Here is a 12,233-nt window from a genome sequence, read left to right on the forward strand (position 1 = left end):
GTGAGTTTCAACAAAAATGAAATTTTACAAAAGAGTAATGAAGGGAGAAAGTGAAATGGAAATTACTAAATGGGGTAGCGTCACATAACCATCAAGCTAACCGTGAAAAACCCTAGCTCCCCCTTGAGTTTTGTACTGTGACTCCTGCGTTTTGGAAAAATAAACAGACCAAATAAACCGATGAAAATGTGATTTTTTTCGCTAGGTGACTTGTCTTTTATTCATCGTCATTTCATAAACAACACCCAGAATATCGAAGACGGTCTGCTTCTTATAGCGATGACATTTGCGACCGTTCTTTTTGAGTAGCTGATAAAGGCGATGTAGCATGTTCAAGAGTTCATCTGTGCCAACTGCCATGGCTCGGAACAGTAATGGAAAGTAATCTTTCACCATGTAAATCGCTTTATATTCACTCAGTTCCTGCTTTTTCTTTTCAAGCAGGAGCTGTCTCATTTGAAACATGGTGGAAGAACAGACCAGAATGCCAATGAGTTGGCCATATAAATGGCATTCAAGACGTTCTTTTTTGATCTTCTTACACGCGTCCATTTCAAAGAACGACTTCCATGTTTTAAATAAAATTTCAATCTGCCAACGTAGTGAATACAAGGCATGCACGTAGTTCGTCGGCACTTCTTCTGACGATGTGTTCGTGATATACACATTCATGCCCATTAAACGTTTGCTTTTCTCCTTCATGACAATGCCTTTTTTCTTTTCACGTATCGCTTGGTTTTTCAGGCGTGTTTGGGTTTGATCGTCGGTTAAACGATGGATGATGACACGTGTTGGCAGCTTCTGATTTTGACCAATGTATGCCTCGGAGATTTCTAGCGTTTCACCAGGGGTTAGACTAGCCATCATCTGTGCCATATCCAGCTGGATGTATTCGGTTTGCTTTTTTAGCGTGCCATTTTTGAAGTATTCCGGCTCAGGGTTCTTGATATAAATGCGTGTATTCAGCTTCAAACGCGAGATATAGTATGCCTCTTTATCGTGAATCGCTTGTAGATCGCTTAAATCGAAATAACCGAGATCACGTAAACAGAGGTCTCCTTTTTCAACGGTTTCAAGACAAACAGTGCCGTATGTTTTATCATTGTTCTTTCCCGGCCCAAGCTGCACATGTAAGAATTGACCACTAAGCAGATCATATTCAAGTTGGATTTTGACACCAGCTGTGTTACTACTCCCTCCAGAGCCTTGATAATCAGTGGCAAAGGAATCAGGAAGTTGAAACACCGTCGCGTCTAAAATCCGAATACGTTCGAAAGCAGAAAGGATACGTGAAGAGAGGGATTGTGTCGCACAAAGTTTTTGTGTGAGGAGGAAAGTAAAGGCTTCTTGGAGAAAGGCGACAGCTGCCGAATTAAAGCGTTGATTCAATCCTTCTGGGCTCATGAGTACCCCGGTGGAAGCTTCTAACCGACTGCACAATTGTGGAAGGGATGTGCTAGCGATTTCCTGACTAAGCCATACACAAAGGGCCATCAGTTCGTTTGCTTGATACTTACTAGCTCGCTGGACAAAGCCAACTTGTTTGGCCATTTTTTGTAGGATTATTGGGGAGAGACAGCGTTGTAATTCTTGTGCGAAAAGATGTAGTTCATTTGAAATGATTGGATTCATCAAAAACGCCACCCTTTCTCGTAAACGAATGTTTTTACAGAAAGAATAGCATTTTTTTCGATTTTGGGGAAATTAGTTTCGTTAGCTTGATGGGTATGGGGTAGCGTCAGGAAAATGCGGATTTACAACGTTAAGAATATATAGGATTTTATTCAGTAACACGAATAACGCAACAATCCCTTGAAGTCGTCTAAACCATTGCTGATACTGGATTTTATCAAAGTTGCATAAAGCCCTGTATAAACAATGTTCCACCAAAAAAGCGACAAATACCGTTAAATCAACGTTTGTCGCTTTTTTGTACGTGTCCTAACTTTCATTTGGGAACGTTTTAAAATTAGATAGCGTATGAAAATCAACTTTTTGATTTTGTTTTTTTAACCTATTTTTAACCTTTACATGTTATTTTTAATTTTATATGTACTGAATGCTAGAAAAGTTGAAGTTAACAGAGAATCCAGTTAATTGAGGTTACTCGTACATAGAAATAAAAAAAGAAAGAGAGGGACTTACTACATGAAAAAACTATCTAGCTTATTCCTAATCGTGTTACTCTTAAATTTACAATGGGGGAATATACCAGTATATGGCGTAGCAAATAGTGAAACAGATTTTGAAATAAGTGAAAATGCTACAGAAGTTACTATTACAGGTTACAAAGGAACAACAAAAGACGTCAAGATTCCACCCACCATTAATGGTAAAGCGGTGACGAGTATTGGGGAGGAGGCCTTTTTGTCTAATGAGCTAGCGAGTGTGACGATTCCATCTAGCGTGACGAGTATTGGGGATTCTGCCTTTTCGTCTAATCAGCTAGCGAGTGTGACGATTCCATCTAGCGTGACGAGTATTGGGGCTTTTGCCTTTTATAATAACAAGCTAGCGAGTGTGACGATTCCATCTAGCGTGACGAGTATTGGGGATTATGCCTTTCAGTACAATCAGCTAGCGAGTGTGACGATTCCATCTAGCGTGACGAGTATTGGGGATTATGCCTTTCAGTACAATCAGCTAGCGAGTGTGACGATTCCATCTAGCGTGACGAGTATTGGGGCTTCTGCCTTTGAGGTTAATCAGCTAGCGAGTGTGACGATTCCATCTAGCGTGACGAGTATTGGGGCTAATGCCTTTTTGTCTAATCAGCTAGCGAGTGTGACGATTCCATCTAGCGTGACGAGTATTGAGAATGGTGCCTTTGCGTCTAATCAGCTAGCGAGTGTGACGATTCCATCTAGCGTGACGAGTATTGGGGCTTCTGCCTTTTCGTCTAATCAGCTAGCGAGTGTGACGATTCCATCTAGCGTGACGAGTATTGGGGCTTTTGCCTTTCAGTACAATCAGCTAAATCAAGTTGAATTTAAAGGACAAATTTCAAACCTTAGTCAGAAAGCATTTAGTAATCAAACCAAGCAAGGGGATAAGTTCCACGGATGGTTCGAGGACCCATCGTACACTAATCCATGGACAGGTATGGTTGCAGCACCTATGATAATTTATGCAAAGTGGAACACTTACTCAACGGGCATTATTCTATCACCAAAAACAAGCCAACTAACCGTTGGAGGCACGCAAAACTTCCAACTAGTAGAAAATCTTTCGGATGGTACAAGTCAAGATCAAACGACAAATACAGCCTTTACCGTAAGCGATCCAGCCATCGCCACGATGCAAGGAAATAAATTAACAGCAATTGCACCAGGTACGGTGACCGTAACGGCTACCTATGGCGCTACAGCTGATACGGCGACCATTACGGTGAAGGCAGCTCCTGTCACAACAACAGGCATTATTCTATCACCCAAAACAGGGCAACTAACTGTTGGAGGCACACAAAACTTCCAACTAACAGAAAACCTTTCGGATGGTACAACGCAAGATCAAACGGTAAACACTGTATTTACAGTAAGCGATTCAACAGTTGCTACGATCCAAGGAAGTACCTTAACAGCAATCGCACCAGGTACGGTGACCGTTACGGCTACCTATGGCGCTACAGCTGATACGGCTACCATTACAGTAAATGCAGCTCCTGTCACAACAACAGGCATTATTCTATCACCCAAAACAGGGCAACTAACTGTTGGAGGCACACAAAACTTCCAACTAACAGAAAACCTTTCGGATGGTACAACGCAAGATCAAACGGTAAACACTGTATTTACAGTAAGCGATTCAACGGTTGCTACAATCCAAGGAAGTACCTTAACAGCAATCGCACCCGGTACGGTGACCGTTACGGCTACCTATGGCACTTCAACTGATACGGCAACCATTACGGTGAAGGCACCAACACCAATACCAATACCAGAACCAGACGACTCGGTGGAACCGGAACCGATGCCTTCAGGTGTCATCCCTATTATTCGTACGGTGGAACAAGGAATCGTGCGTTATCGTGCAAACGTTTTATTGGAACCTGTTCAAGTACAAGTACACCAAATGACCAATCAAGAGGAACGAACAATTCGTCTTGTATACCCAGCAGAAACGGCTATGGTAGAAGCGATTTTAAATCTCTCAAGAACTGCTGGGCTCTATTTAAACAATCAACAGACCCATCTTTTTATGCAAACAGCGTTAGCACAATTGACGATGCCATCTACCGCATTTAATGGGATCACAGAGGATGTATTCTTCCGTATTGTGCCTGTAAAGGCACAACAACAGGAAATGATTCAGACGAATGTACGACAAAACCAACAAATCCAACAGGTAATGCCCGAAAGAGCGATACTTTCATCACTAGGAACACCGGTTACAATTGAAACGAATCTACAAAGTCGCCCGATAACGATTACATTACCGATTTCGGCTGAATTAACAGCAGAACAAATGGCCTCACTGGTTGTTTATATTGAGCATAGTGACGCAACAACGGAAGTAAAACGTGGTCGTATTGTTGAATTTGAACCAGGTGCGAAAGGATTCCAATTTGAAGTCGAACATTTCTCAACATTTAGCTTAGTCTATGCTTCAGAAGTGCCAGAAGTTGAACCGGAAGTAAAACCAGAAGTGAAGGTGTTAGCACCTTATATTCAAGGTTATCCAGATGGCACATTCAAGCCAAATGCTTCGGTAACACGTGCCCAAATGGCAACGATGTTAGCGCGTTTCTTAACAAATGGGGACATCCCAACAACGGTCCATGGTTCTTTTGAAGATACAACCAATCACCCTTCAAGAAATGCGATTGAACTTGTGAAGCAAGCTGGTTTATTTAATGGCACAACGGAAACGATATTCAATCCAAATGGCACGATTACACGTGCCCAAATGGCGCGTGTCATTGCACGCTGGATAGATAAAAATTGTGTACAAGATGATGCAAAAGCCTATTGCCAAGAGGCTGGTCAAGGAAAAACATTTACAGATGTCCATTCAACACATTGGGCTGCACAGGCAATTGACAAAATAAGTGCACTGGGCATTATGTCGGGAAATAGTGCGACAACCTTTAATCCAAATGGTGCGTTAACAAGAGCACAGGCAGTGAAAGTACTCAACCAATTATTCGAACGCCCAGCTTTAGAAGATATCGCAACACCTACATTTAGCGATGTCCCTTCTACCCATTGGGCAATTGAAGAAATTGAGGCAGCAGCAACAGAAATAATGGTCAAAAAATAAAAACAACACCTGTATGGTTGGAAAAGATGCCGCCATTACAGGTGTTGTTTTTTGTGATGAGTTCCCAAAGCGTCGTTTGGTAACATGAAGTGCTTAGCGTTGTAAATCCGCATTTTTCTGACGCTATCCCTAAATGGGGTTACATTCAATTGGAGGGTGGCATACAGATAGTGATCACGGTAAACGTGAAGAGGCAGCATAGCGTGTGCATTGTTTGAATGGTGGTAAAGAGTAGTTACTGCGCAATTCGTCAAAACGGCTTTGAAACAAAATGTGAAGGAAGGTGTCAGCTTATGAATTATGCTATACAAGCACATTTACTTAAAGGGAGTAATGTAGTCTTTATGGATAAAAACCATATTAAAAATGCTGAAACACAAGAATTTGACGAAGTAACGGTTTATCTATCTAAAAAAGAAATAATCGATTTATATACTCGAATGAATAATGTTATTACTGAAAACGACTAATCAACAATCAGTCAATGAACGTAAGAAACATGTTCTAGGTAAGAAACAAAATGTTTAGGAAGAAGGAGACAAAATTATGTGGAAAATGATAGTTAAAAGAGTTAATGGGGATGCAACATGGCAAGAAGAAATAATGGTAATGGAATTGGATGATTGGGGTAGAACGAATATAAAGCCATTAAAAGAAGATGCATCTGAAGAATCAGCAAAAGAACATGCCCATAATGTTATAAATTATTTTAATTCTACGTTGCGTCCACACAAAATCGCACGTGAATTAGTTGGTGTAATTAGAGTCGAGAATGATCGTAAAAAAATGCGTAGGAAGGTGATCTAGTGACCAGCGAACAGTTAGTCTTATCTTTACCAGATAAACTCGAAACTTTTTATCAAGGTAGCGCTAGATACGCAGTTTTAACAGAGTATGTCGACATAGATCATGCACCTTTGTCGCTTGGTGATTCTGTAATTAGTTCAGGTCAATTTGTACAACGCTTAGGACGTAAAAATAAAAGTCGCGCTACATTCGAAATGCAGGATGATTGTTATTTGCGTTACGTAGGCAAACATGGTGATTTTATACTTTTTGCTGTAAACGATACATTAGCAGATTATTGTTACGCTTTCGGTTATATAAATGCCACTAGATTATTAGTTGTTGGGAACGGTTCGGCATTCGATATTATCCTGGACAGTATCGATATTTACGACGATTTACCAATCGATGCAAGAAAGTTTAATTGAAAAAAGAAAGGAGAAATAGAATGAGTAATCAACAATCTTTATGCTGCGACGCTTGCGGTACAACACATTTTGAAATACCAATTATCGAAAAACCTAAACGTTTCGCGTTAAAAAGCAAGATTCATGATCTAACTGTTTCAAATACAGACGGTAGAGCAACTGACAACATTTGTTTAGAGTGCTTGACCGAACTAATTGATAATTACGGCATTTAGTTATAACGTATTCCGTCAAAGAAAGGAGCAAGTGAGATGGCTGAAAGATGTGAAGGTTGTGGAGTTTATGAATGGTTAGAATACCACGCGTATATATGTCCTCATTGTGGACACGACAACCAAAAGGACGAAAATTAATACTGAGCAATCCGTCAAAAATAAGGATTAATCATTATTATAATTGTAGGTGAAAATCGTACAGCCATAAAGTTAATGATTGAAAAACATAAATAATAATAGAAGAAACTCAAATAGAAAGCGACCACATAAAGTATGTGGTCGCTATTGTCATAAATATATTGTACTTGTTCTTCCTAAGTAACTTGCCTGTGCGTTATATTTAATAATCAGTAATACTACTTGTATCTTGTGTACCCTAATTGTACCTATATAGAATAGGTTAAAATAGGAACAGGAGAAAATTTAGAAAAGCAGAAAAATCTCGGCTTATCAATAATGTTGAAAATAAAAAGTGACTTAACCGATTAAGTGATGTTTGACGACTTCATATGCCTGACAAATTTCAGGGAAGTCCGTTTTGTTATTTTGGGCAATCATATCGTTTGCGATTGCATATAAATCTAACTCTAATGTAGTTGCTGTGACGATATCATTTAGTAATGTTGCTTCCATTTGCTCTACAAAATTTAAAATTTGAGCGTTCATGTATGTCATCTCCAATGAGTTATTTGATGTCTTTACTATACATCGGGTAGACGTCTGACTTCAATAGAGAACCCCTTTAAGTCACAGCTTATTCACACCTTTTTGACGAGAAAATGAACTCGAGAGCTATTCGCTGCTTGAGAACGTTTTTCTTGAGTTATTGTAAAATTTTGAGTTTATGAAAGGAGGGGAGTAGCTATTGACATAAACATTAAAATAGATAAAGGCGTGTTTTAAAACACGCCTTTATCTATTATGAAACTTTTAATTGGTCGAGCATCTGAAGTACTTTATTGCTCAGTTCTTGAATTTCTTCATATTTATAGTGGGCTTCTGAACGTTTTCCTTCTTTAAACAGTTGAATGGCCACATGGCATGTTTGGTGGAATTTTGCATGTACAGCATCCAAGTTTTGAAATGCTGAAAGATGACCAAAATGCGCCTTCCCATCACTTACGTACCATCGACCGAGGCGACATTTCGTATGGTCTTTTACAGCGTTTGGCTCTAAATTACTTCTACCTAGTAGCATATTTTCGATGCGCCAACGCCAAAGCAGGTGATCGGTTTTAGCCAGTTCGATGATATCATCATCTGCATAACAAAGTTGGAAGTCACCCATACTATTGCGTAATTGCTCAGAAATTGTACCCATTTTAAATAGATTTTCTGAGCTATGCGTAATTTCATTTGTCATTTGCCCCATCGTATGATTCATACTCGAAATCGTCCCAATGATTTCTTCAAAAGTAGAAGATTGCTCCTCCATAATCGGTGCAGTATGTGAAATATCTTGAATGCTAATTGATAAATTAGTAATGATTTCGTTCATTTCTGTCGAGCATTTAGATATGGCTGCATTACTTTGATCCATTTTACTTGTCATATTTGTAATGGTATTTGATGTTTTTGAGGCTTCTAGTTGAACGCTATTTACATTATCACGAATATCATTCACATTTTGCTTTGTTTGCTCCGCTAGCTTGCGTACTTCCTGTGCTACAACGGCAAAGCCTTTTCCTTGTTCCCCAGCACGCGCTGCTTCAATCGATGCATTTAAAGCAAGGAGATTTGTTTGTTCCGCAATTTCTGAAATGAGATATACCATTTTACCAATCGAGCCGATGTGGTCATTTAAAGATAATACTTGGTTATTTAATGAGTGAAATTGTGTATGTACTTGCTCAATCTCATGGACGGTTTCTTGTAACTGTTCGCGGAGTTTTTCGGCTCTTGTACCAGTATTCTTCATATTAGTTGTTGCACCTACATTATTTGTAGTGATGGTTTGAATAGATGAAGCCAATTCTTCTGCTGCCGCCACAATGGTATCTAAATCAGTACTTAGCGCAAGTGCATTTTTTTGTAGTTTATTAATAAAAATATTTTCATCAATGTTGGCAGAAACGATATGTGTTAGTTCTAACGTAATTTGTTTTAAGCGGTTGTTATAATTGGCAGCTAAATGGTGAAGTGTTTCAGCTAATTCATCATTTAAGTGATCGCTATGTAGTACTAATGTTTCAGCTAAATTACCATTTGCTACTTTTTGTAATAGATGATTTAGTTCTTGTACTTGTTCTTTAGTTATTGAGGATTCGGGGTGAGTCTTATCACTTTTTGTGAGTGAGCTTAAAAAAGAAAGCATGCCTAACATCTCCTACTTAAATTATGGAACTGCTAATATTTATAATAATATGTCAATTAACCTTTGGATTAAAATTACCATTGTTAAAACCATCATGTCAATGCGGATCTAATTTCTTTACAATTACTTAAAATTTTGTTACAGCCTATCAACAAATAGCAGTGAAGTAACGAAGGATTTAGGAGAAAATAGGCTTATGAGAACAACCTGTATATGTATTAATACCTAAAAAGTAGGATATTTATATAAGTATGATGAATCAAATTTACATAGATTTCTATTTCTGTATTTAAGAAAATAGCCTTTCTTATATATAATAAAAATAACGAAATAGTAAAGGGGTTGATTGTATGATAGAACAACAAAACAAACTAGTAACTGAATCAATCGTCTCATCAAATCCGTTACTACAATTAATTGAACGAATGAAACCGCTTCACGTTTTACTGAATCAAAATTCATATGTAAAAGATACGACGAGAAGGTTAAAACGTATTATTGATGATGCTAGTTCTCAAACAATGATTTTAGTGATGGGGAAAGAGCGGGTTGGTAAGACGACCTTTATCAATGGACTACTCGGTCGTGAAGTGTTATCAGCGAGTAGTGAACATCCGACTGCTGCGAACACATTTATCCGTTACGGTGAGGAAGAGTGTGTGAAAGCGATTTTTTTAGATGGTATGGTCGCTACATTTGATTTAGGAAAAGTAGAGCTGCTCACAATATCGGATGCATTTTGTGCCCAAATTATTCGTGAACACCTTGACTATATTGAAGTATTTATCAAGCACGATTTATTGAAAAACGTTACTATTGTGGATTCGGTTGCGTTAGAAGTAGCAGCCGATCATTCAGCTTATTTTTCTGAGCTACTTGTCGACCGAATGGATGATATTTTTTGGGTTATCCGCAGTGGCTCTATAGCAACAGAAGCTGAACTAGCCCTTTTAGATAAATATAATGAACGAGGAATGAAACCACACTTCATTATAAATGCGATTGATGATACAGAAAATGTTGCAGCGTTTATGCAATCTGAATCGGAGCGTTACGGGGGAAAAATCGCTTCCATGACAGCTGTTTCGGCAACACAAGCGTTAGAAGCGGCGAAAACGAATAATGCACAGTTATTCATTGATTCAAAATATGGGGAGTTACATAAGTTACTAGAGGAACTGACAAATAATCATACAAAAAAGACGCAGCATGTATTTGAACGCTTTGTCGATTGGCTAGAACTTTTCCGTAAAGAAATAGAGCAAATCCCACAGCGTGAGCCGTATTTATCCGCGTTTGAAAGTATTGAAAAATATACAGGTAATAAAGGATTTGAATATACACGTCAACAACGCGATATGGCATTGCTCACGGCATATGAACAAGAGTACGAGCATGTGTGCCATGTATTTAAACCGGTAGAAACGTTATATCAATTGCTCCAAACATTAGCGAATAAGCTATATTTACGTGACGACAAGGTAGAGGAGTTTGAGTCCGTTGCATTACAATACCATCAAGCTGTACGTGAGTATCGTAAGCTGCATGTAGAATATATGCAAACATACGGACTGTTAGATCAGCAATATCGTAAACTGTTCGGTAAAGGAATTGAAAGAGGGGATTTAGTACAAATCAACCAAAATTCGATTACGAAGGCACAGAAAGAGCGATTAGATCAAATGCAACAAAAGTGCGGAGAACAATATCGAATTATTAAGTATTATGAAGCGCATGTAGTCGAAAACTTATATAGCATTCAAAATCATATTACAGAGCTTGCTCAAAAACGCTTACAAACGATTATTCATCAAGTGGCTGAGTTAAATAGCCAACGAAAACGTGAAGTGAAGATTGCCAATTCTTATGTCAACAAGCTTTCAGAATTTAGCTGTATTATAGAAGCGCAACATTTTGTGCGCGATGCGATTAAGCCGTATTTGCTTAGTGGTGCAATCGAGTTAACAGAAAACCAACAAGTAACGATCGAAAATACAATTGATGGTATGATTGCGGTACAATTATCTCAAAAAGAAATAGAATTACCTTCAGAAGAGAGCGACCAAGATTCGCTCTTACATCAAGAATTTGAAACGAAATATATGCTAAGTCCGTTAAGCTTAACAGAAGTCGATGTACTGTCGGACTTACCGGATTTACCAGCTCCATTTATGATGTAATATGAAAAGAGTGTAGAGAAGTCAATTTCTCTACACTCTTTCAGACTGTTGACAAACGCTTTCATTCTGCGTTGCTTGCCTCGCTCGTCCGCTCATGAACTTCAGTTCTATTCGCGTCTTCGCTCGTCTGCGCGCCTTGTCTGTCAAGCGTTTTCAAGACAGTCTGCAGATTTTGTTGTTCTTAAGTTTCCCCTAAAAATAAGTGTAGACAAAGTCAAACTTCGACTTTGTCTACACTCTTTTTTACATATAACGCTCAATTGTTTGTTTTAATGTTTGTTCGATGGAGAACACATCGCGATCTGTGAATGTGAGGCGAACAAAGCTTTCATCCATATCTAAAGCTTCCGATAGTAAGCTGCCTAACCCACGAGCGCGGCGATCAATTTGTAACAGTACATCGATACTATCCGTAGACTGGTTGATAAATGTTACTTCTAGTTCATCTAAGTGTCGTCTATAGGTAGGGTTGGTCGCTGTAAATTCAAATTCTTGAATAAATGGATGTGGCGTGCGAATGCGTAGCGGTGCTTTTTCACATTCTACCTTACGTAAACGGAAGCCAAGACGTTTGACAGCCGCTAATACTTCATTTGCTAGCGGTGTAGGGTTTACTTCAATATAGTCTTTGTCTGTCGGGTCTACGGCCATTTTAATATCAAGTTCTGTTTGTACCCATACTTGTGTTTTGCCTCCTGTGATCGGCGTTGTACGTGGTAAATTGAATGAAAATGGGATCGACTTCAATTCACCAGCACCGATTGTAAAAGGACTGCTTACTTGGAAGGATGCCACAGCAGCGTTGTCATGAATTTTCGTATCATTTACTTCTTTAATGTACGTTGTGTAGACCGTTAAATAAATCGTATCGATTGCTTGTTCGGTATTGCCACCTTTTATTTCAACTACACCATTGACTACATCGCCAGCAGTATAACGAGAGCGGTCGAGTTTCGTATCTACTTGTGCATTGCCAATGCCGATACTTGCTAATATTTTTTGAAACATAAAAAATCCCCCTAATAAATTAGTATGCACTAATCTATACGAA

General features: G+C 38.8%; 10 protein-coding genes. 6 read left to right on the forward strand and 4 right to left on the reverse strand.

Annotated features, from left to right (window positions below; all coding sequences use genetic code 11):
* Positions 1–201: 201 nt before the first annotated feature.
* Positions 202–1,632 (reverse strand): IS4 family transposase, encoded by a 1,431-nt coding sequence (locus ACQQ2I_RS09750; protein WP_431028138.1) that lies wholly within the window; start codon positions 1,630–1,632, stop codon positions 202–204.
* Positions 1,633–2,148: 516 nt separating this feature from the next.
* Between ACQQ2I_RS09750 and ACQQ2I_RS09755 the strand changes: the two genes are divergently transcribed.
* The 5 genes from ACQQ2I_RS09755 (at position 2,149) to ACQQ2I_RS09775 (ending at position 6,688) form a co-directional block, all read left to right on the forward strand.
* The gene (locus ACQQ2I_RS09755; RefSeq protein WP_431030322.1) at positions 2,149–5,259 is read left to right on the forward strand and encodes a leucine-rich repeat protein; all 3,111 of its coding nucleotides are present in this window, start codon (positions 2,149–2,151) and stop codon (positions 5,257–5,259) included.
* Between the two features lie 293 nt (positions 5,260–5,552).
* Positions 5,553–5,729 carry a hypothetical protein gene (locus ACQQ2I_RS09760; protein ID WP_431030323.1) on the forward strand — a complete coding sequence of 59 codons (177 nt, stop codon included), beginning with the start codon at positions 5,553–5,555 and terminating at the stop codon, positions 5,727–5,729.
* A 76-nt stretch (positions 5,730–5,805) separates the two neighbouring features.
* A complete protein-coding gene (locus tag ACQQ2I_RS09765; protein WP_431030324.1) occupies positions 5,806–6,066 on the forward strand; it encodes a hypothetical protein in 261 nt (86 codons plus the stop codon).
* Entirely contained in the window at positions 6,066–6,473 is a 408-nt protein-coding gene (locus ACQQ2I_RS09770) for a hypothetical protein (RefSeq protein WP_431030325.1), read from the forward strand. Before ACQQ2I_RS09765 ends, ACQQ2I_RS09770 begins: the two co-directional genes overlap by 1 nt.
* Before the next feature lie 20 nt (positions 6,474–6,493).
* A complete protein-coding gene (locus ACQQ2I_RS09775; RefSeq protein ID WP_431030326.1) occupies positions 6,494–6,688 on the forward strand; it encodes a hypothetical protein in 195 nt (64 codons plus the stop codon).
* A 477-nt stretch (positions 6,689–7,165) separates the two neighbouring features.
* Here ACQQ2I_RS09775 and ACQQ2I_RS09780 read toward each other — a convergent pair whose 3' ends face one another.
* Positions 7,166–7,354, reverse strand: coding sequence for a hypothetical protein (locus tag ACQQ2I_RS09780; RefSeq protein ID WP_431030327.1), 189 nt, complete (start codon positions 7,352–7,354; stop codon positions 7,166–7,168).
* A gap of 253 nt (positions 7,355–7,607) precedes the next feature.
* Positions 7,608–9,002, reverse strand: coding sequence for a methyl-accepting chemotaxis protein (locus tag ACQQ2I_RS09785; RefSeq protein WP_431030328.1), 1,395 nt, complete (start codon positions 9,000–9,002; stop codon positions 7,608–7,610).
* Positions 9,003–9,352: 350 nt separating this feature from the next.
* Between ACQQ2I_RS09785 and ACQQ2I_RS09790 the strand changes: the two genes are divergently transcribed.
* Positions 9,353–11,182 (forward strand): dynamin family protein, encoded by a 1,830-nt coding sequence (locus ACQQ2I_RS09790; protein WP_431030329.1) that lies wholly within the window; start codon positions 9,353–9,355, stop codon positions 11,180–11,182.
* Between the two features lie 243 nt (positions 11,183–11,425).
* Here the strand turns inward: ACQQ2I_RS09790 and ACQQ2I_RS09795 are convergent, their stop codons facing one another.
* Complete coding sequence (locus ACQQ2I_RS09795) at positions 11,426–12,190, reverse strand: sporulation protein (RefSeq protein ID WP_431030330.1); 765 nt, start codon at positions 12,188–12,190, stop codon at positions 11,426–11,428.
* Between the last annotated feature and the right edge of the window lie 43 nt (positions 12,191–12,233).

It is taken from the genome of Lysinibacillus sp. LZ02 (assembly GCF_050613145.1).
Classification (GTDB): Bacteria; Bacillota; Bacilli; order Bacillales_A; family Planococcaceae; genus Lysinibacillus_B.

Excerpts from the sequence above, each read along its gene's own strand:
- ACQQ2I_RS09750 (WP_431028138.1), bottom strand. The coding sequence starts at position 1,632 with ATGAATCCAATCATTTCAAATGAACTACATCTTTTCGCACAAGAATTA.
- ACQQ2I_RS09755 (WP_431030322.1), top strand. The coding sequence starts at position 2,149 with ATGAAAAAACTATCTAGCTTATTCCTAATCGTGTTACTCTTAAATTTA.
- ACQQ2I_RS09760 (WP_431030323.1), top strand. The coding sequence starts at position 5,553 with ATGAATTATGCTATACAAGCACATTTACTTAAAGGGAGTAATGTAGTC.
- ACQQ2I_RS09765 (WP_431030324.1), top strand. The coding sequence starts at position 5,806 with ATGTGGAAAATGATAGTTAAAAGAGTTAATGGGGATGCAACATGGCAA.
- ACQQ2I_RS09775 (WP_431030326.1), top strand. The coding sequence starts at position 6,494 with ATGAGTAATCAACAATCTTTATGCTGCGACGCTTGCGGTACAACACAT.
- ACQQ2I_RS09780 (WP_431030327.1), bottom strand. The coding sequence starts at position 7,354 with ATGAACGCTCAAATTTTAAATTTTGTAGAGCAAATGGAAGCAACATTA.
- ACQQ2I_RS09785 (WP_431030328.1), bottom strand. The coding sequence starts at position 9,002 with ATGCTTTCTTTTTTAAGCTCACTCACAAAAAGTGATAAGACTCACCCC.
- ACQQ2I_RS09790 (WP_431030329.1), top strand. The coding sequence starts at position 9,353 with ATGATAGAACAACAAAACAAACTAGTAACTGAATCAATCGTCTCATCA.
- ACQQ2I_RS09795 (WP_431030330.1), bottom strand. The coding sequence starts at position 12,190 with ATGTTTCAAAAAATATTAGCAAGTATCGGCATTGGCAATGCACAAGTA.